Annotated in this window: 22 protein-coding genes; 6 read left to right on the top strand and 16 right to left on the bottom strand. The window is 63.8% G+C overall.

Going from position 1 to position 18,896, the window contains the following annotated elements; translation table 11 throughout:
• The first annotated feature begins 97 nt into the window (after positions 1-97).
• A complete protein-coding gene (locus tag CEJ45_RS19930; protein WP_088756835.1) occupies positions 98-298 on the top strand; it encodes a twin transmembrane helix small protein in 201 nt (66 codons plus the stop codon).
• A 91-nt stretch (positions 299-389) separates the two neighbouring features.
• Here CEJ45_RS19930 and CEJ45_RS19925 read toward each other — a convergent pair whose 3' ends face one another.
• The 8 genes from CEJ45_RS19925 to CEJ45_RS19895 all read right to left on the bottom strand — a co-directional run bounded on the left by CEJ45_RS19925 (position 390) and on the right by CEJ45_RS19895 (position 7,065).
• Positions 390-1,250 (bottom strand): cytochrome c oxidase subunit 3, encoded by an 861-nt coding sequence (locus CEJ45_RS19925; protein ID WP_088756833.1) that lies wholly within the window; start codon positions 1,248-1,250, stop codon positions 390-392.
• A gap of 164 nt (positions 1,251-1,414) precedes the next feature.
• On the bottom strand, positions 1,415-1,645 hold the full coding sequence (locus CEJ45_RS19920; RefSeq protein ID WP_088756831.1) for a DUF2970 domain-containing protein: 231 nt from the start codon (positions 1,643-1,645) through the stop codon (positions 1,415-1,417).
• Between the two features lie 19 nt (positions 1,646-1,664).
• Positions 1,665-2,246, bottom strand: coding sequence for a cytochrome c oxidase assembly protein (locus CEJ45_RS19915; protein ID WP_088756829.1), 582 nt, complete (start codon positions 2,244-2,246; stop codon positions 1,665-1,667).
• Positions 2,243-2,353, bottom strand: coding sequence for a cytochrome oxidase small assembly protein (locus tag CEJ45_RS25190; protein WP_220405682.1), 111 nt, complete (start codon positions 2,351-2,353; stop codon positions 2,243-2,245). Before CEJ45_RS25190 ends, CEJ45_RS19915 begins: the two co-directional genes overlap by 4 nt.
• Positions 2,354-2,402: 49 nt before the next feature.
• Positions 2,403-4,022 (bottom strand): cytochrome c oxidase subunit I, encoded by a 1,620-nt coding sequence (ctaD, locus tag CEJ45_RS19910; protein WP_088756827.1) that lies wholly within the window; start codon positions 4,020-4,022, stop codon positions 2,403-2,405.
• An 18-nt stretch (positions 4,023-4,040) separates the two neighbouring features.
• Entirely contained in the window at positions 4,041-5,201 is a 1,161-nt protein-coding gene (gene coxB / locus CEJ45_RS19905) for a cytochrome c oxidase subunit II (RefSeq protein ID WP_088756825.1), read from the bottom strand.
• Positions 5,202-5,223: 22 nt separating this feature from the next.
• Positions 5,224-5,694 carry a DUF2244 domain-containing protein gene (locus CEJ45_RS19900; protein ID WP_088756824.1) on the bottom strand — a complete coding sequence of 157 codons (471 nt, stop codon included), beginning with the start codon at positions 5,692-5,694 and terminating at the stop codon, positions 5,224-5,226.
• A gap of 426 nt (positions 5,695-6,120) precedes the next feature.
• Positions 6,121-7,065 (bottom strand): methyltransferase domain-containing protein, encoded by a 945-nt coding sequence (locus tag CEJ45_RS19895; protein WP_088756822.1) that lies wholly within the window; start codon positions 7,063-7,065, stop codon positions 6,121-6,123.
• 136 nt (positions 7,066-7,201) lie between these two features.
• Here CEJ45_RS19895 and CEJ45_RS19890 point away from each other — a divergent pair, with 136 nt between their 5' ends.
• Complete coding sequence (locus CEJ45_RS19890; protein WP_088756821.1) at positions 7,202-8,053, top strand: ComF family protein; 852 nt, start codon at positions 7,202-7,204, stop codon at positions 8,051-8,053.
• A 37-nt stretch (positions 8,054-8,090) separates the two neighbouring features.
• Positions 8,091-8,573, top strand: coding sequence for a tRNA (cytidine(34)-2'-O)-methyltransferase (locus CEJ45_RS19885; protein WP_088756819.1), 483 nt, complete (start codon positions 8,091-8,093; stop codon positions 8,571-8,573).
• Positions 8,574-8,634: 61 nt separating this feature from the next.
• Here CEJ45_RS19885 and CEJ45_RS19880 read toward each other — a convergent pair whose 3' ends face one another.
• The 4 genes from CEJ45_RS19880 to CEJ45_RS19865 form a co-directional block, all read right to left on the bottom strand.
• Positions 8,635-9,429: an ABC transporter ATP-binding protein gene (locus tag CEJ45_RS19880; RefSeq protein WP_034331301.1), complete on the bottom strand. Its 795-nt coding sequence runs from the start codon at positions 9,427-9,429 to the stop codon at positions 8,635-8,637.
• A gap of 1 nt (position 9,430) precedes the next feature.
• Positions 9,431-10,324, bottom strand: coding sequence for an ABC transporter permease (locus tag CEJ45_RS19875; RefSeq protein WP_034331299.1), 894 nt, complete (start codon positions 10,322-10,324; stop codon positions 9,431-9,433).
• Between the two features lie 142 nt (positions 10,325-10,466).
• Complete coding sequence (locus tag CEJ45_RS19870) at positions 10,467-11,438, bottom strand: ABC transporter substrate-binding protein (protein WP_187697720.1); 972 nt, start codon at positions 11,436-11,438, stop codon at positions 10,467-10,469.
• A 142-nt stretch (positions 11,439-11,580) separates the two neighbouring features.
• Positions 11,581-12,561 carry an ABC transporter substrate-binding protein gene (locus CEJ45_RS19865; RefSeq protein ID WP_034331297.1) on the bottom strand — a complete coding sequence of 327 codons (981 nt, stop codon included), beginning with the start codon at positions 12,559-12,561 and terminating at the stop codon, positions 11,581-11,583.
• Between the two features lie 211 nt (positions 12,562-12,772).
• Between CEJ45_RS19865 and CEJ45_RS19860 the strand changes: the two genes are divergently transcribed.
• Together CEJ45_RS19860 and CEJ45_RS19855 are read left to right on the top strand one after the other, a co-directional pair.
• Positions 12,773-13,159, top strand: a complete 387-nt coding sequence (locus CEJ45_RS19860; protein WP_088756816.1) for a DUF2946 family protein — start codon at positions 12,773-12,775, stop codon at positions 13,157-13,159.
• A gap of 88 nt (positions 13,160-13,247) precedes the next feature.
• The gene (locus CEJ45_RS19855; RefSeq protein ID WP_088756814.1) at positions 13,248-13,766 is read left to right on the top strand and encodes a copper chaperone PCu(A)C; all 519 of its coding nucleotides are present in this window, start codon (positions 13,248-13,250) and stop codon (positions 13,764-13,766) included.
• A gap of 78 nt (positions 13,767-13,844) precedes the next feature.
• Here the strand turns inward: CEJ45_RS19855 and rfaE2 are convergent, their stop codons facing one another.
• The 4 genes from rfaE2 to CEJ45_RS19835 form a co-directional block, all read right to left on the bottom strand.
• Complete coding sequence (rfaE2, locus tag CEJ45_RS19850; protein WP_088756812.1) at positions 13,845-14,327, bottom strand: D-glycero-beta-D-manno-heptose 1-phosphate adenylyltransferase; 483 nt, start codon at positions 14,325-14,327, stop codon at positions 13,845-13,847.
• A gap of 87 nt (positions 14,328-14,414) precedes the next feature.
• Positions 14,415-15,269 carry a ferritin family protein gene (locus CEJ45_RS19845; protein WP_088756811.1) on the bottom strand — a complete coding sequence of 285 codons (855 nt, stop codon included), beginning with the start codon at positions 15,267-15,269 and terminating at the stop codon, positions 14,415-14,417.
• Between the two features lie 137 nt (positions 15,270-15,406).
• Positions 15,407-16,291, bottom strand: coding sequence for a PhaM family polyhydroxyalkanoate granule multifunctional regulatory protein (locus CEJ45_RS19840; protein ID WP_088756809.1), 885 nt, complete (start codon positions 16,289-16,291; stop codon positions 15,407-15,409).
• A gap of 29 nt (positions 16,292-16,320) precedes the next feature.
• Positions 16,321-17,625 carry a branched-chain amino acid ABC transporter substrate-binding protein gene (locus CEJ45_RS19835; protein ID WP_187697719.1) on the bottom strand — a complete coding sequence of 435 codons (1,305 nt, stop codon included), beginning with the start codon at positions 17,623-17,625 and terminating at the stop codon, positions 16,321-16,323.
• Between the two features lie 110 nt (positions 17,626-17,735).
• Between CEJ45_RS19835 and CEJ45_RS19830 the strand changes: the two genes are divergently transcribed.
• Complete coding sequence (locus CEJ45_RS19830) at positions 17,736-18,869, top strand: DUF3108 domain-containing protein (RefSeq protein ID WP_088756808.1); 1,134 nt, start codon at positions 17,736-17,738, stop codon at positions 18,867-18,869.
• The last annotated feature ends 27 nt before the right edge of the window (positions 18,870-18,896 follow it).

Here is an 18,896-nt window from a genome sequence, read left to right as displayed (position 1 = left end):
GGCCTTACAATGAAGCGCACACAGGACAAGAAAAAATCTTGCACATCAGCGTCGCAGCATACCGCATGCACGCCTTCGGAGACAGGGTTCCATCCTCATGAAAATCGTCGTCGCCATCGCCTTCCTCCTGATCCTGGCCAGCCTGGCCTCGGCATTGGTCTTCCTGATGCGCGACAAGGGCAAGAGCAATCGCACGGTCCAGGCGCTGACGCTGCGGGTCGGCTTCTCGGTGGCGCTGTTCCTCTTCATCCTGCTGAGCTACAAACTGGGCTGGATACAGCCGACCGGCATCCGCTGATCTCCTCCGCCCTCCTCCACCCGCACCCCACAAAAAAGCCGCACCGAAGTGCGGCTTTGTCATTGCGTGGAGCGGGACCACCTTACACACTTCACAGCCAGTACACCACCACATACAGGCCCAGCCACACCACGTCCACGAAGTGCCAGTACCAGGCCGCGCCTTCGAAGGCGAAGTGATGCGTGGGCGTGAAGTGTCCGCGCAGCACGCGATAGAGCACCACCGACAGCATGATCGCGCCCATGGTCACGTGGAAGCCGTGGAAGCCGGTCAGCATGAAGAAGGTCGAACCGTAGATGCCGGAGGTGAGCTTGAGGTTGAGCTCGCTGTAGGCGTGGATGTATTCATACGCCTGGAAGCCCATGAAGACCGCGCCCAGCAGGATGGTCAGGAACAGCCATATAGCCGTCTGCGCGCGATGGCCGGCGCGCATGGCGTGGTGCGAGATGGTCAGCGTCACGCCCGAGGTCAGCAGCAGCAGGGTGTTGATGGTCGGGATCGGGAACGGACCCATGGTGGTGAAATTTTCCACCGTACCGGCCGGGCCGACATTGCCCCACTGCCCGGTGAAGTCGGGCCAGATCACCTTGTGGTCCAGGTCGGCCAGCCACGGCATGGTGATGCTGCGCGCGTAGAACAGCGCACCGAAGAAGGCCGCGAAGAACATCACCTCCGAGAAGATGAACCAGCTCATGCTCCAGCGATAGGACAGGTCGATGCGCTCGCTGTAGAGGCCGGACTCCGATTCGCGGATCGCATCCCCGAACCAGTAGTACAGCACCACCAGCACCATCAGGATGCCGAGGAGGTTGACGTAGGGGGCCCATGAGACGCCATTGACCCAGGCCGAGGCCCCGATCATGGTGATGAGCATGGAAATGCCCGCCAGCATCGGCCAGCGCGACGGGCCTGGAACGAAATAATGGGGTGCCTTGGCTTGTTGAGAACTCATGTTCTTCTCCCGGTACGAAATCTGATTGTCCTGGCCTGGGCAAGAGCAGCAAAGATAGGCATTAAGCTGCGTTGAATGCTCTTGCGATACAGGGTTTACTTTTCCTTAATGCTCTTTTTCGGTGAGCCTCATCCGCATCATCCGCATCATCTGCATCATCTGCCTCATGCGCCTGCCGCACTGCGCACCACCAGCTTGACGATGCTCACCAGCACGGTCACGAAGATCGCCGCACCGAGAATGCCGGCGATGACGACGTGCACCGGATTCAGGCGCGCCGCATCCGACTCGTAATCCTTGCGCTTGCGCACGCCGAAGAAGGACCAGAACACCGCCTTCATCGTCGCGCCGAAGGAGGCCTTGCGCTGCGCCGCCTGTTTCAGCTCATCGTTCATACCCGCTCCTCGGGGCTGGTCAGCCCGCCGTCTTGGCCTTGCCGTTGATCTCGAAGAAGGTATAGGACAGCGTGATCGTGGTCACTTCCTTGGGCAGCTTGGGATCGATATAAAAAACCACCGGCATCTGCTTGGCCTGGTTCGGTCCCAGTGTCTGCTGCGTGAAGCAGAAGCACTCCACCTTCTTGAAGAAGGCCGCCGACTGCAGCGGTGCATAGCTCGGGATGGCCTGGGCATCCACATTGCGCGGCTGGGTGTTGACCACTTCGTAGGTGACCTGCGTCATCTCGCCCGGGTGCACCTGCATGCTGGCCACCGTCGGGCGGAAGCGCCACGGTCCCTGGGCATTGCCATCGAACTCCACGGTGATGGTGCGCGTCTTGTCGATCTGCGTATTGGCCGGCGCTTCCACCGTCACATCCTTGGGCGTGAGGAAGTTCACGCCGGTCACCTCGCAGATCTTGCGATAGACCGGGATGAGCGCATAGCCAAAGCCGAACATCAGCACCGCCACCACCACCAGCTTCCTGAACATCACGCGGTTCAGGCCGCGTGATGTTGCCTCTTCTGACTGGCCTGCCTGATCGTCCTGTCTGCTCATTTGGCGAACCAGATGCGGTTGATGAAGATGCCGACGAAGAAGGCCAGCGCCACCAGTCCCAGCAGCAGTCCGGTGCGCAGGTTGTCGGGTTTCTTGCGTTCGGTCATGAGGGTTGCCTTTGCATCAGGTGTGATGATTTGTCTTGCCCACAGGCGATCACTTCACCACCGGCGGTTCTTCGAAGGTGTGGAAAGGCGCCGGGCTGGGCACGGTCCATTCCAGGCCCTCGGCACCTTCCCAGGGCTTGGCTTCCGCCTTCTTGCCACCCTTGATCGAGGGGATCACCACGAAGAAAAGGAAGTACACCTGCGACAGCCCGAAACCGAAGGCGCCGATGGAGGCAATCATGTTGAAGTCGGTGAACTGCGCCGGGTAATCCGCATAACGGCGCGGCATGCCTGCCAGTCCCAGGAAGTGCATCGGGAAGAAGGTGATGTTGAAGGTGATCAGCGAAGCCCAGAAGTGGAACTTGCCGCGCCATTCGTTGTACATGAAGCCGGTCCACTTCGGGCCCCAGTAGTAGTAGCCGGCGAAGAGCGCGAAGAGCGAACCGGCCACCAGCACGTAGTGGAAGTGCGCCACCACGTAATAGGTATCCTGCATCTGGATGTCGATGGGCGTGACGGCCAGGATCAGGCCAGTGAAGCCACCCATGGTGAAGACGAAGATGAAGCCCACCGAGAACAGCATCGGCGTCTCGAAGGTCATGGAGCCGCGCCACATGGTGGCGATCCAGTTGAAGATCTTCACGCCGGTCGGCACCGCAATCAACATGGTGGCGTACATGAAGAACAGCTGCGCGGTCACCGGCATGCCGGTGGTGAACATGTGGTGCGCCCAGACGATGAAGGAGAGGATCGCAATCGAAGCGGTCGCATACACCATCGAGGCATAGCCGAACAGCGGCTTGCGTGCGAAGGCCGGGATGATCTGCGAGACGATGCCGAAGGCCGGCAGAATCATGATGTAGACCTCGGGGTGGCCGAAGAACCAGAAGATGTGCTGGTACATCACCGGGTCACCGCCGCCGGCGGCGTTGAAGAAGGAGGTGCCGAAGTGGCGGTCGGTCAGCGTCATGGTGATGGCACCGGCCAGCACGGGCATCACGGCGATGAGCAGGTAGGCGGTGATGAGCCAGGTCCAGCAGAACATGGGCATCTTCATCAGCGTCATGCCGGGGGCGCGCATGTTCAGGATGGTGACGATGATGTTGATCGAACCCATGATGGAAGACGCACCCATGATGTGCATGGCGAAGATGCCCATGTCCATGCCGGGGCCCATCTGGGTCGACAGCGGGGCATACAGCGTCCAGCCGGCCGCGGTGGCGCCGCCCGGCACCAGGAAGGAACCGGCCAGCAGCAGCGCGGCCGGTGGCAGCAGCCAGAACGAGAAGTTGTTCATGCGCGCAAAGGCCATGTCGGAGGCCCCGATCTGCAGCGGGATCATCCAGTTGGCGAAGCCCACGAAGGCCGGCATGATCGCACCGAACACCATCACCAGGCCGTGCATGGTGGTGAGCTGGTTGAAGAATTCAGGACGGAAGAACTGCAGGCCCGGCTGGAACAGCTCGGCCCGGATCAACAGCGCCAGCACGCCGCCCGAGAGCAGCATGGTGAACGAGAACCACAGGTAGAGCGTACCGATGTCCTTGTGGTTGGTGGCGAAGAGCCAGCGCCGCCAGCCGTGCGGATGGTCGTGCGCGTGGTCATCGTGAGCGTGCCCATGCCCGTGATCGTGGGAATGATCGGGGGCGTGATCGACGGTGGTAGTCATGTCCGGTTCTCCAAACGATTACTTGCGGGCGGCCAGGACTTCGGCCGGCTGCACGATGTTTTCCTGGGCCTTGTTGGACCAGCTGTTGCGCGTATAAGTGATCACGGCGGCGATTTCGGTGTCGTTCAAGACACCCTTCCAGGCCGGCATGGCGTTCTTGCCGTTGAGCAGGATGTGGATCTGGCCATCCTTGGGGCCGTTGACCATCGCGCTTCCATCGAGCGCCGGGAAGGCACCCGGCACGCCCTTGCCATTGGCCTGGTGGCAGGCCACGCAGTTGGCCGCATAGACCTTCTCGCCGCGCTGCTTCAACTCGTCCACCGTCCAGACCTTGCTGGGGTCGTCGGCCTTGGCGGCCATTTCCTTCTTCTTGCCCTCGACCCATTTCTTGTAGTCGTCATCGCTGACCACGTTGACCACAATGGGCATGAAGGCGTGATCCTTGCCGCACAGTTCCACGCACTGGCCGCGATAGGTGCCGATCTTCTCGGCACGGAACCAGGTGTCGCGCACGAAGCCGGGAATCGCATCCTGCTTCACGCCGAAGGCGGGGATGGTCCAGGAGTGGATCACGTCATTGGCCGTGGTGACGATGCGCACCTTCTTGTTGACGGGCACCACCACCGGATTGTCGACCTCGATGAGGTAGTTGTCGTTTTTCTTCAGGGTGGGATCGGTGACCTGCTCGCGCGGCGTGGCCAGGCTGGAGAGGAAGGAGATTCCTTCACCATCGCCCTTGAGGTAGTCATACCCCCACTTCCACTGCATGCCGGTGACCTTGATGGTGAGGTCGGCGTTGGAGGTGTCCTTCATCGCCACCACCGTTTTGGTGGCCGGCAGGGCCATGCCGATCACGATCAGGAAGGGCACCACGGTCCAGGCGATTTCCACGGTCGTGCTTTCGTGGAAGCTGGCGGGCTTGTGGCCGACCGACTTGCGGTGCTTGATGATGGAATAGAACATCACCCCGAACACGGCCACGAAGATGACCAGGCAGATGATGAGCATCAGGATGTGCAGGTCGTAGATCTGCTCGGCGATCTTGGTCACCGGTGGCTGGAAATTCATCTGCAGCACGGCCGGTCCGCCCGGACTATCCACCACTGCCCAGGCCGGCAAGCCGGCCGCCAGCAGCGAGGCACCGAGGGTCAAGGATTGAAGGCGCTTCGCAAGTTTCATGGATTTCCTCAAAAGCCCAAAATTATAAGAATGAGAGTGCTGCCATCCCGCCACCCCTGGCGGCCAGTTCCTGTTGCAGCTCCTGCACCAACGCGCGCCGTTGCCACAAGCTCATGAACCGGCCAATTTCCACGCGCTGCCCCCGGCTTTCCAGGGCCACCAGCGACTGCCGGCCCACAGGAAAAGCGATGCGCATGCCATGCAACTGCAAGCTGCTGCGACGCGAACGGCTGCCCTGGATGACTTCCACCTCCAGGCCATGATCGGCCAGCACCAGCACTTCGCGATCGGTGGCGTGACGGGCGTAGACCAGCATGGCCGCGCCCACCGCTACCAGTTCAATGCATGAAAAAACCAGGATGATCCAAGCGCCGCGCAGCGTGAAGCCCAGCGCGACCGTGAGTGAAACCGTACAAAGGACTGCGAAGACCCACGCCAGCTGGCGTGGCGCAATCGAACAATTGCGCTTCAATATCCATTCCCGCGTCTCCATGGCACCTCGCCAGCATGATTGTCGGTCGAGCGTGTCTCTGTCTCTCACCGCAGAGGATGCTCACTGGATGCGGGCCTGCCCGTTCTTGGCGGGGGCCGTCTTGCGTGGGGCGCAGTCCGTGGCTATCCGTTTTGCGGTCTTTATTTATTCTTGCTATTCGTTCGTACTGGAATTTCTTTGTGTGAATTTTTTTACCCATTTGAGTATAAGGGCTAACGTCGCCATGGATCAAGCACGCACCGCCGCATTGACAACGCTGGCGTTTCCGGCCCCTGCGGCGGACCCCGATAGCGGGCGCAAAGCCGCCAGGGGCGCGGCTTTGCGGCGACATGAAGGTTTCGGCAGGAACAGGCAGGGCGTAACGATACAGCAACTATCAGGCAGGCCAGATAGGGCTGGGCGACTAAGCCTTATATGAAGTTTCGACTATCGCGGCGGACGTTCGAAGCGAATGATGCTCTCGCCGGCCGCAGTGGTCTTGGGTACCGGGCGGAAGGCATGGCCATAGACGACCTCGAAGGTCAGCGGGATCTTGCCGTCGGGCTTGCGCATGGCCTCGAAGGCCGCCAGCAGGCGCTGATACTGGCTGCGGCTCATCATGCTGCGGCGCCGCGATTCCAGCGGATTGCCGCCCCAGGCGCGCACGTCTTCCAGCAGGCGCTGGGGGGTCTCGTAGGTCACGGTGATGGTTTCCATGTCCATCACCGGGGTGGAAAAACCGGCATTGACCAGCATGTCGCCGAAGTCGTGCATGTCGACGAAGGGCAAGGTGTGCGGCGCAAGATCGATTTGTTCGAAGGCGCTGCGCACTTCGCGCAGGGTATCGGGGCCGAAGCAGGAAAACATCAGCAGGCCCTCCACCCGCAGCACGCGCCGCCACTCGGCAAACACGCGGTCGGGCTGGGGATGCCAGTGCAGGGCCAGGTTGGACCAGACCAGGTCCAGCGCATTGGCCGCCAGCGGCAGGCGGGCGAAGTCGGCGCAGGCCAGTTCCGGCCCGCCGACACCCGGGCCGGAGCCGAGCCACTTGTTGATGGAACCGAACAGGCGGTTCATGGCCGTCTGCGCGCCGCGCTGGTGGTCGGCAGCCTTGGCCAGCATGCCGTAGGCGCCGTCCAGGCCGATCACCTGGGCCTCGGGATAGCGCTTCTGCAGCACCGGCAGGTCGGCGCCTTCGCCGCATCCGGCGTCCAGGACTTCACACGGGGCGATTTTTACCAGGGCCAGGCGCTCCTGCATGCGGGCCGACACTTCGCGCCGCAGGAAATCGGATTCGGCCACGCGCTGGGGCTGGCCGAAGCGGCGGCGCACCAGGGGCAGGTCGATGGGAGCGCTCAGCTTGGCGCTGGCAGAAGGCGGCGGCAGGGACATGGGCAACGGAACAGGAAGATGGACTGCGCAGCAGCGTGGCAAGCTCGGGCGGCCAGCGAAGGACCGACTATCTACGGGGCTGATGCGATAATGCGCGTAGTTTAGTCGAAATCCATTTTTCCCGGGCGCACCTCGCATGGATCTCAAATCCTCCAAACCCGCTGCTGCATCGCCCCAGGCCAAGCCTGGTACCGCCTATCGCGCCGTGGCCGGCAAGCCGCCACGACCGGGCAAGCCCAGCGGCCCCGGCTGGCTGCAGCGCCTGCTGGCGCACATGCCGCAACTGCTGCCGTCTTCCTGCGCGCTGTGCGGCGCGGCCGGACGCGAGACCCTGTGCGCGCCCTGCCACAAACGTTTCTACACGCGCCAGCACCGCCGCTGCATCCAGTGCGCCCTGCCCATGCCGGTCACCGGCAAGGAGCTGCGCTGCGGCGCCTGCCTGAAGGACCGCCCGGCTTTCGACGCCACCATCGTGGCCACCGATTATTTCGCCCCCTCCGACCAGCTGGCCCTGGCCTTGAAGTTCGGCGGCGACCTGCGCCTGGCACCGTTGCTGGCGCGATTGATCTTCGATGCCACGCGGCGCAATCCGGTGCCGGGCAGCGACGTCCAATTGCCGATGCCGATCTTGCTGGCGCCGGTGCCGCTGGGATTGGCGCGCTTGCAGGAACGCGGTTTCAACCAGGCGCTGGAAATCGCCCGGCCGCTGGGCAAGCTCATGGACATCCCGGTGCAGCCGCGCCTGCTGGAACGCAAAAAGGAAACCGAGGCCCAGTCGGCCCTGCCGGTGGGGGCCCGCGCGCGCAACGTGCGTTCGGCCTTCGCCCTGCCCTTCGCGGCCATGGACCAGGTGCGTGGGCTGCATGTGGGCATCGTCGACGATGTCATGACCACCGGGGCCACCTTGAATGAAGTGGCGATCGTGCTCAAGCGGCACGGCGCCCGGCGCGTGACCAACCTGGTCTTTGCGCGCACCCTGCCGACCTGAAACGGGTCGGCCATTCTTTTCATTGCAGGAGAGTTTTTTGTTCCACGTCGTCCTGGTCGAGCCGGAGATCCCTCCCAATACCGGCAACATCATCCGCCTGTGCGCCAATACCGGCGCGCAACTGCACCTGGTGGAGCCGCTCGGCTTCCCGCTCGATGACGCCAAGATGCGGCGTGCCGGGCTGGATTACCACGAATACGCCAACATGCAGGTGCACAAGGACTGGGACCAGTTCCTGGCCCATCGCCGCCAGGATCCGCAGTTCGATGAGACACGCATGTTCGCCATGACCACGCATGGCTCCACGCCCTTTGCCGGCCTGGCCTTCCGTCCAGGCGATACCTTCGTGTTCGGCTCGGAAACGCGCGGGCTGGCACCGGAGCGGCGTGAATCCTTCCCCACTGCACAGCGCATCCGCCTGCCGATGCGGCCGGGCAATCGCAGCATCAACCTGTCCAATACGGTGGCGGTGGTGGTATATGAAGCCTGGCGCCAGAATGGCTATGACGGTGGCAGCTGAGGATCCGCTGCGCCCATGAAAAAACGGCTCCCGCGGGAGCCGTTTTCGTTGGCGGGGCCGATCAGCCCAGCAGCAGGGCGTCGTCCGAGAGCTTCTCGCCGCGCGTCTGCTCGAACATCTTGAGCAGGTCCGGCACGTCCAGCCCGGCGCGTTCGGGGCCGGAGACATCCAGCACCACGCGGCCCTGGTGCAGCATCACGGTGCGGTCGCCGTAGTCCAGCGCCTGGCGCATGCTGTGGGTCACCATCATGGTGGTCAGCTTGGCCTCGGAGACGATCTTGGCCGTCAGTTCCAGCACGAAGGCGGCCGTCTTCGGGTCCAGCGCGGCCGTATGCTCATCCAGCAGCAGGATGCGCGAGGGCTGCAGCGAGGCCATCAACAGGCTCACCGCCTGGCGCTGGCCGCCCGAGAGCAGGCCGATGCGGTCGGTGAGGCGATTCTCCAGGCCCAGGTTGAGGATGGCCAGCTTCTCGCGGAACAGCTCGCGCATCTTGCCGCGAATGGCGAAGTTGAAGCCGCGACGGCGTCCACGGGCCATCGCCAGCGCCATGTTTTCCTCGATGGTCAGCGCCTCGCAGGTGCCGGCCATCGGGTCCTGGAACACGCGCGCCACCATGCCGGCGCGGTCCCATGCCTGCTTGCGGGTGACGTCGGTACCGTCGATTTCGATCTTGCCGGTATCGACCAGCAGGTCACCGGAGATGGCGTTGAGGAAGGTCGATTTGCCGGCGCCGTTGGAGCCGATCACGGCCACGAACTGGCCGGTCGGGATCTCCAGCGAGAGGCCACGCAGGGCCGGGTTCTCGATGGGCGTGCCGGGATTGAAGGTGATCTTGAGATCGGTGGCTTTCAACATCTCAGGCTCCCTTGCGCAACAGTTTGAGCTTGCGCTTGCCCATGGGCAGCACCAGGGCCAGCATCACCAGCACGGCCGTGACCAGGTTCAGGTCCTGCGCCTGCAGGCCGATGAAGTCGCTGTTGAGCGCCAGGGCAATGAAGAAGCGATACAGGATCGCGCCCAGGATCACCGCCAGCGTGGTCCACACCAGGCGGCGCGCCGGCAGGATGTTCTCGCCGATGATCACGGCGGCCAGGCCGATGACGATGGTACCAATGCCCATGGAGATGTCGGATCCACCCTGGGTCTGGGCAAACAGGGCACCGGCCAGTGCCACCAGGGCATTGGCCAGGGCCATGCCGGCCAGCGTGGCGCGGCCGGTGGCGATGCCCTGGGCACGCGCCATGCGGGCATTGGCGCCGGTGGCACGCATGGCCAGGCCGATCTCGGAAGAGAAGAACCAGTCCAGCAGCAGCTTGGCACCAGTCACCACCACCAGCAGGATCAGCGGTCGGGCCACGTAGTCGGGGATCGAGCCCGGCTGCAGGATGGTGAAGATGGTCGGCTCCGAAATGAGGGGCACGTTGGGTTTACCCATGACGCGCAGGTTGATCGAGTACAGCGCGATCATCATCAGGATACTGGCCAGCAGGTCCATGATCTTCAGGCGCACGTTCAGCCAGGCGGTGATGAAACCGGCCAGCGCACCGGCCAGCAGCGCGACGAAGGTGGCGAGGAAAGGGTTGAAACCGGCTGCGATCATGGTGGCTGCCACGGCGCCGCCCAGCGGGAAGCTGCCGTCGACGGTCAGGTCAGGGAACACCAGGATGCGGAAGGAAATCAGCACGCCGAGGGCCACCAGACTGAAGATCAAGCCGATCTCCAAGGCGCCCAGGAGGGTATACAGCGACATAAAAAGGACTTTCTAAAAAAAACACATTCGGCACGGCGCGGTACGCCAATGCCGAATGTCTTCTGCGTGGCGCCGGCGCTGCACGGGTGGTGCGGCGCCGGCGGTGCATGGCCGACGAATCAGACTGCGGTCATGCTCAGTTTCAGTTGAGGACCTTGGTGGCCGACTTCAAAAACTCCGGCGACAGGGTCACGCCCTGCTTCTGCGCCGCCGAGGTATTGACGTACAGCTCCAGGTTCTTGACCGGCGACGAGGCAATCTCGCCGGCCTTCTCGCCCTTCAGGATACGGGCCACGACCTTGCCGGTCTGGCGGCCCATGTCATAGAAGTTCACACCCAGGGCGGCCACGGCACCGCGCTTGACGCTGCCGGTGTCGGAGGCGATCAGCGGGATCTTGGCATCGTTGCAGACCTTGGCCAGCGACTCGAAGACCGAGACCACGTTGTTGTCGGTGGTGGTGTACATCACGTCGATCTTGCCGATCAGGCTCTTGGCGGCCGGGGCCACGTCCACCGAACGGGGCGCGGCGGCTTCCACCAGGGTCAGGCCGGCTTTCTGCAGCTCGCCCTTGAGGTTGTTCAGGGCCGACACGGAATTGGCTTCGCCCGGATTGTAAACCACGCCCACACGCTTGGCCTCGGGCACGACGCGCTTGATGACCTCGACCTGCTTGACCGGGTCCAGCATGTGCGACAGGCCCGTCACGTTGGTGCCGGACGGCTTCCAGTCCTTGACCAGCTGCGCGGCCATGGGATCGGCGATGGCCGAGTAGACGATGGGGATGCTCTTGGTCGCGGCCACCATCGGCTGCGCCGAGGGAGTGCCGATGGCCACGATCACGTCGGGGTTGTCACCCACGAACTTCTTGGCGATCTGGCCGGCGGTACCGGCATTGGCCTGGGCGCTCTGGAAATCCCACTTCAGGTTCTTGCCGGGCTCGAAGCCTTCGGCGATCAGTTCATCCTTGGTGCCGTCACGCACGGCGTCCAGCGCCGGGTGTTCGACGAAGGAGGTGATGGCCACCACTTTCTCGGCTGCCAGGGCGGAAGCGCAAATGGCGCTCAGGGCGAGCGCGCCGGCGATGGCGCGCAGTGACTTCGATACTGCAAACATGGTCCTCTCCTCGTTCATGGTGGTCAGGCCTCGGCGTTCCTCTCGACCGGGCCCGTTATGCATATGGGCACATCTTGCTGCGGTGTTGCGGCCAGATACGGAAGATCCCGCATGGCAGCGGGATCTTCAGGCGATACCTTGCTTATTGCTTGATGACGGTCTTGGCCGAGCTCACCAGTTCCGGCGACAGGGTCACGCCCTGCTTCTGGGCGGCGGCGGTGTTGACGAACAATTCCAGCTTGCTGCTGGTGGCCGAGGCGATGTCGCCCGGCTTTTCACCCTTGAGGATGCGGCCGACCACCTTGCCGGTCTGGCGGCCCAGGTCGTAGTAGTTCACGCCCAGGGCAGCGATGGCGCCGCGCTTGACGCTGTCGGTGTCGGAGGCCACCAGCGGGATCTTGGCGTCGTTGCCGACCTTGACCAGGGCTTCATAGGCCGACACCACGTTGTTGTCGGTGTTGGTGTAGATCACGTCGACCTTGCCGATCAGGCTCTTGGCGGCCGAACCGACGTCTACCGAACGGGGCGCAGCGGCTTCCACCAGGGTCATGTTGGACTTGGCCAGCAGTTCCTTCAGGGCCTTGACCACCACGGCGGAGTTGGCTTCACCCGGGTTGTAGACCATGCCCACGCGCTTGGCGTTGGGGACCACACGCTTGATCAGGTCGATTTGCTTGTCCAGTTCCAGCAGGTCCGACACGCCCGTGACGTTGGTGCCGGAGGCTTTCCAGTCCTTCACCAGTTGCGCGGCCACCGGATCGGTCACGCCGGAATAGACCACCGGGATGCTCTTGGTCGCCGACACCAGGGCTTGTGCCGAGGGGGTGGCGATGGCCACGATGACGTCGGGCTTGTCACCGACGAACTTGCGGGCGATCTGGGCGGCGGTGCCGGTGTTGCCCTGGGCGCTCTGGTATTCCCACTTCAGGTTCTTGCCGGCTTCGAAGCCTTCTTCCTTGAGCTCGTCCTTCACGCCGTCACGCACGGCGTCCAGGGCCGGGTGTTCGACGATGGCGGTCACGGCAACCGACTTGTCGGCAGCCATGGCCGGGGCTGCGCAGACGGCAGCCAGGGACAGGGCGGCGACCATCGCGCGCAGTGTCAGCTTGTTGGTGTAGGACATGCAGTCTCCCTTGGAAAAATGTGAACGAAAACCCAAAAACCCGAAAAGACGCTAAGTCTAGCCTAGCGCCTGTCAACAATCAATTTGCATGAAGGCCCGCCGCCGCCCGCACTGGCAGGCGGGGCGGGCGGCTCGCATTGCCGGGGATCCCCGGATCGGGATCAAGCAGCGGGCCGGGCAAAAAGGGGGACGGGCGCTATAATCAGGCCCCATGTCTTCCCGCCTGCGCCCCTTCCCCCCACGACTTGCCTTGCGCCGCCCCTGGCTGCGCCTGCAGGTGTGGACCAGCCTGGCGCTGCTGCTGGCGATGGTGGCGGCGCCCTGGTGGCAGCAGGCCGCCGCGCGCACCCTGCGGGACAGCCCGGCCATGGCCATCTGCAGCGTCGGCGGTGGCGCTTCCGGCAATGCACCGGCGCACCTGGCGGCCAGCCATTGCCCGCTCTGTTGCGGCAGCCAGGCGGCCTCGCCGGCAGCGGATTCCTCCTTCGATACCACGGTCCTGCCCGGCATCAGCTATCCGCTGGCCGGCACTGCACCACGCCTGCGTTCGCTCAGCCTGGCACCGGGTTCGCCCCGGGCCCGCGCCCCGCCGGCCTGAACCCGCCGTCCCCCGGGCCTTTGCGCCCACCCCTGCAGGCCGCGCGCCCGCATTCCAGACATGAACAAGACAACCAGGAATCACTGATATGAAGCATTTCGTCCAAAAGCTGGCCACCCTGGCCATCACCTCCGCCCTGCTGGCTGCCGCCCCGCTGTCGCAGGCCCATGAATACAAGCTGGGCCAGCTCGAGATCGGCCATCCCTACGCCCGCGCGACGGTCCCGGGCCAACCGGCCGCCGGCGCCTACCTGAGCATCGAGAACAAGGGCAGCGCGCCGGATCGCCTGGTGAGCGTGTCCTCGCCGGTGGCCAAGTCGGGTGAAATCCACACCATGGCCATGGAAGGCAACGTCATGAAGATGCGCGAGCTCGATGGCGGCCTGGAAGTCAAACCCGGCCAGAAGATCACCATGCAGCCGGGCAATGGCTACCACCTCATGTTGATGGGCCTGTCCAAGCCGCTGCAGGCGGGCGAAAAGGTCCCGGCCACGCTGACCTTCGAGAAGGCCGGCAAGGTCGAGGTGACCTTCAACGTCGAAGACCGCAATGCGGCAGCGGCGGGCAAGGATGACATGAAGGACATGAAGGGTCACATGCACCACTGACCCACCGCGTAGCCTGAAACGGCAAGGCCGGCAGCGAGCGATGCTCCTGCCGGCCTTGTCGTTTGCAGCGTACCGCGATCAGCCGGCCAGCTTGCGCACCTTGGCCAGCAGCTTGGTGGTGGAGCGGTCATGCTCGAAGGCGATGGCCAGCACCTGGCCGCCATAGGCCGCCACGGCCTGCCCTTCGGGGATGGCGTGCATGTCGTAGTCGCCGCCCTTGACGTAAATCTCCGGTCGCGCCTGCTGCACGGCTTCCAGCGCCGTGTCTTCATCGAAGGGGACCACCAGCGACACCGATTCCAGCGCCGCCAGCACCGCCATGCGGTCTTCGCAGGTGTTGATGGGACGGTCATCGCCCTTGCCCAGGCGCTTGACCGACGCATCGGTATTGGCCGCCACCACCAGCGAAGCGCCCTGGGCGCGGGCCTGCGCCAGGTAGGTCACGTGGCCGCGATGCAGGATGTCGAAGACGCCATTGGTCATCACCACCGGCTTGGGCAATTGCGCTACGCGCTGCTGGAGTTCGTCGCGGGTGCAGAGTTTGGATTCGAAGTCGGCCATCTTGAGGAGAATCGTTGCAGGATGAAAAAAGCCGCAACCCGAGGTTGCGGCTTTGCCATTGTACTGCCCGTGAAGGATTTTTCCCGATCAGGCTGCGGCCGCGCCGGCCGGCATGATCCGCTGGGTCACTTCCTTGCGGTAGCGGTTCAGCTCCTGGACGTTGCTGAAGGTACGTTCGAACAGCAGCGACATGTTGTGCAGGATGCGGTCCACGACCTTCTTCTCCCACTCGCCGTCGAACTTGATCTGGTTGTCCAGCCAGCGTTCCAGCCATTCCGGATCCGGCAGGCGGCTCTGGACGGTGTCATTGGGGAACAGCGCCTGGTTCACGTGCAGGTTGGTCGGATGCAGCGGCTTTTCGGTGCGGCGCGCCGAGGCCATCAACACGCCAATCTTGGCGAAGGCGGCACGGGCCTTGTCGCCCACTTCGTTCAGGGCCTTCTTCATGTAGCGCAGGTAGGCGCCGCCGTGGCGGGCTTCGTCCTGGCTGATGATCTTGTAGATCTGCTTGATGACCGGCTCGGTGTGCCAGTCGGCGGCACAGCGGTACCAGTGGTTCAGGCGGATCTCGCCGCAGAAGTGCAGCATCAGGGTTTCCAGCGGCGGGGCGGGATCGAACTCGAAGCGCACGTTGTGCAGTTCTTCTTCGGTCGGGCACAGGTCCGGGCGGAAGCGGCGCAGGTATTCCATCAGCACCAGCGAGTGCTTCTGTTCCTCGAAGAACCATACCGACATGAATGCCGAGAAATCGCTGTCCCCGCGATTGTCGCGCAGGAACATCTCGGTGGCCGGCAGCGCGGACCATTCCGTGATGGCGTTCATGCGGATGGTCTGCGCCTGTTCGTCGGTGAGCAAGGAAGCGTCGAACTTGTCCCAGGGAATATCCTTATCCATATTCCAACGGACCTGCTCTAGCGATTTGAACAATTCTGGGTACAGCATCTCAGTATGTGCCTATATGCGTTAAGTGTTTGATTTTAACAAGATTTTCCCGATCCATACTAAAACGGTCAGGTTTCAGCAATATGACAGAGGCCCGGCGCAGCTGCGCCCGGGGCCAGGCTCTGCCATGGCGAGGATCAGGGGGAATTTGGCTTGCGGGAGGCTGGCTTCTTGTTTTGCCGGGATTGTACAACAGCGGTGCGGGCCGGCGCGCTCGTATTTTCCGCACGCTTGGGCGCTTTCTTGACCGGTGGCTTCTTCGGGGCCGCCTTGGCTCCCTTGGCCGGCTTGGAAACGCCAGCGGGCTTGGCTTTGGCGCCTGCCTTGGGCTTGGGGGCAACTGTCTTATTTTCGCTACGCTTGGGGGCCGGTGCGGGCTTGGGCGGCTTGGCGGGCTTCAACAGCGGCTCCTGCTCGGCCAGGCCGCCAGCCAGGGCGTTGCCGACGGCGTGCTTGAATTGCTCCTGCAACACATTCCACCAGGCATTGGGATTGGCGATGGCAGACTGGAAATCCGGCGCCGGGGGCGTGCCGCCCTCGGCGCCTGCAGCCGGTTCGGCATCTGCGTGAGGTGCGCCGGATTGCTCCTCTGCAACATCAGGAGCGTCCGCCCCTTCGTCCACGGCTTCGGCTTTTTCTTCAGCGGCTTCCTCAGGCTTGCCCCCTGCCCCCGGCCACATCGGGAAACCGAAGGGGAAAGCCGGCGCCGCACTGCCCTCATCATCGGCCGGGGCCTCAGCCTGCGGCGTGCCGCGCGAAGCCATGATCTCACTCATGGCCTGCAGGGTGGAGAGGGTTGCGCTCTGCACTTCCAGGGTCTGGATGGTGGCCTTGAGCATGTTCAGGTTCAGCTCCAGCCAGGAGGCCACGGTCTTCAGGTCGCTGATCTTCTTGTTGATGTCCTCCACCGACAGCGAAGGCGTGGCCATGGCGGGGGCGCCCATGCTGCTCCACATCTTCTTCATGAATTCGATGGTATCGGCTACCGAGCCTGCGCCCGGCATCTGCTCATGGTTCAACATTGATCGCTCCTCTTGTTGTGGTGTCGTGCTCAGCGTGGCGGGCGCTGCATCCGGCACGTGCTCGGCAGTGCGGTCTGCTCGGCCGGGATGAAGCGCTCGGTACGGAATCCGAAGCCGCTGCCCTCATTGTCGAAGCGGATGCCGCCGCTGTCGGCGCGCTGCATCTGCATCAGGTAGAGCGGCTGGATCAGCTGGTGATCCTCGGCCCGCAAGGTCGCCTCGTGGAAGGCGTTCTGATAATGCGCGCCTTCCAATGCATATGCAACCGCCTTGGGATCGGTGCTCCTGGCTTTCTCGATGGCCTTGACCAGCATGTCGATCATCACCTGCATGCGCAGGTAGAGGTAATCATCCTTGGGCTGCGGGTAGCGCTTGCGGAAATCCTGGTAGTAGGCGTCGCTGGGCGAACCCGGATTGCCACCCGCATTGGGATGCCATTCAGCCACCGCACGCACCACGCCCACGCCCGCGTCCCCAATGGCCGCCGGCGCACCCAGGCTGTTGGCATAGAAGGTGTAGAACTTGGCCTTGAAGCCGGCATCGCGGGCTGCCTTCACCAGCAGCGTGAGGTCATTGCCCCAGTTGCCGGTGATGACGGCGTCGGCCCCGGCACTGCGCATCTTGGCGATGTAGGGGGCGAAGTCCTTGATCTTGCCGATGGGATGCAGCTCGTCGCCGACGATGGCGATATCGGGACGCTTGGCCGTGATCTGCTCGCGCGCGGCCTTGGCGACCTGGCGGCCGAAGCTGTAGTCCTGGCCGATCAGGTAGACCTTCTTGGTGGCCGGATCGGCCTTGATGGCTTCGGTCAGGGCCTGCATGCGCATGTCGGCGCTGGCATCGAAACGGAAATGCCAGAAGCTGCATTTCTCGTTGGTCAGCGTGGGATCGACCGCCGAATAATTCAGGAACAGCACGCGCCGGTCCGGCTCGCGCTGGTTGTGCTTGTTGACCGCATCGATGAGCGCGGCGGCCACGGCCGAACTGTTGCCCTCGATCAGGAAGGGGATGCGCTCGTCCGTCAGCTGGCGGAACTGCACCAGCGAGTCCTCCACCCCCAGCTTGTTGTCGAAGGTGGAGAGCTGCAGCAGGTGCTTGCCATCGGGCAGGCTCACGCCGCCGCGCGCATTGACGCGCTCGATGGCGTAACTGATGTTGCGCACCACCGCTTCACCGGCATTGGCGAAGGGACCGGAGAGGCCATCGATCATGCCGATGCGTACCGGCGGCAAGGGCGCAGCAACACTGGAAACAGCGGCGGAAGCGGCGGCCAGTGCCAGCAGGACGGCCGGGAACACGCGCAGGGGCAGGCGGGAAGACAGGGACAGGTTCATCGATTCTGCAAGGGACAACGGCAAAACCCGCATTGTACGTTGTTTGAAATGGCCCTCCTTTGCGCTGCGCCCCCACGACGCTCCTTGCTTGATCCGATACACTGGCGGGCATGAGCGAAGTTTCCCGTCCCACCCGGCGCTGGCCGCGCCTGCTGATCCTGATTGCATCGAGCCTGGCCCTGCACGCCGCGCTGGTGGACTGGGGCCGACGCCAGATCGTGGTGCCGGCCCAGACGCAGGACCAGGCCATCACGGTGGAACTGCGCCCGGTGCCGCCACCGGAGCAGCCGGTAGCGCTGCCGGTGCAACCCAAGGCGGCCACACCGGCAACCGCCAGACCTCGTGCCGCCCCGCAGCCCCGGCGTAGCCCTGAACCGTCCGTCGAACCACCTGACGAGCCTATCCGCGAGACCGTCGAACGCATCACCACGCCCGTCCCGGAAGCGCCGCAAGCGGTCGCTGCGCCCGCCGCTGCTGAAGCTGCAGGCCCGGCCTCGCCCGGTAACGGACAGGGCAGCGGCACGGCAAGCACCGCGACCGGCAGCGGCGATGCGCCAGGGGACGCCACCGGCAAGCAATACCAGACCAGTGCCCCGCCCAGCGTGCTGCTGGAATACGACGTCACCGGTACCAAGGACCAGCAGCCGGCCTACGGCCGTGGCAGCATCGCCTGGACCAACGAAGGCCAGCGCTACAAGGTGGAAGGCAAGGCCAAGGCGCTGTTCTTCACGCTCCTCAATTTCACCAGCGTGGGCGAGCTCGATGCCTGGGGCGTGTCGCCCGAGCTCTACACGGAGCAAAAGGGTTTCAAGTCGGCCACCAATACCCATTTCAACCGTGAACGCAATGTCGTCAGCTTTTCCGCCTCCACCACCAGCTACCCGCGCCGGGGCGGCGAGCAGGACCGCGCCAGCCTGATCTGGCAACTGGCCGCCATCGGCCGTGGCGATCCCGGGCAGCTCCAGCCAGGCGCGGTGATCGACCTGTTCGTGGCCGGCGTGCGCGATGGCGAAATCTGGCGCGTGCAGGTGCTGGGCCAGGAAAGCCTGACGCTGCCCATCGGCACCGTACAGACCTGGCACGTGGTGCGCCAGCCCAAGCCCGGCTCCTATGACGACCGCGTCGATATCTGGCTGGCCCCGCAGCATGAGTGGTATCCGGTGCGAGTGCGCTATACCGACCTGCGGCCCAACGGTGACTACACCCAGCTGGACTTGTCGGGCCTCAAACCGGCCGCTCAGTGAGACCAGATCCTGCAAGCCCTGTCAAAA

The organism is Herbaspirillum aquaticum (assembly GCF_002213425.1).
Lineage (GTDB): Bacteria > Pseudomonadota > Gammaproteobacteria > Burkholderiales > Burkholderiaceae_D > Herbaspirillum > Herbaspirillum aquaticum.
This window is presented reverse-complemented; position numbering and strand designations above follow the sequence as displayed.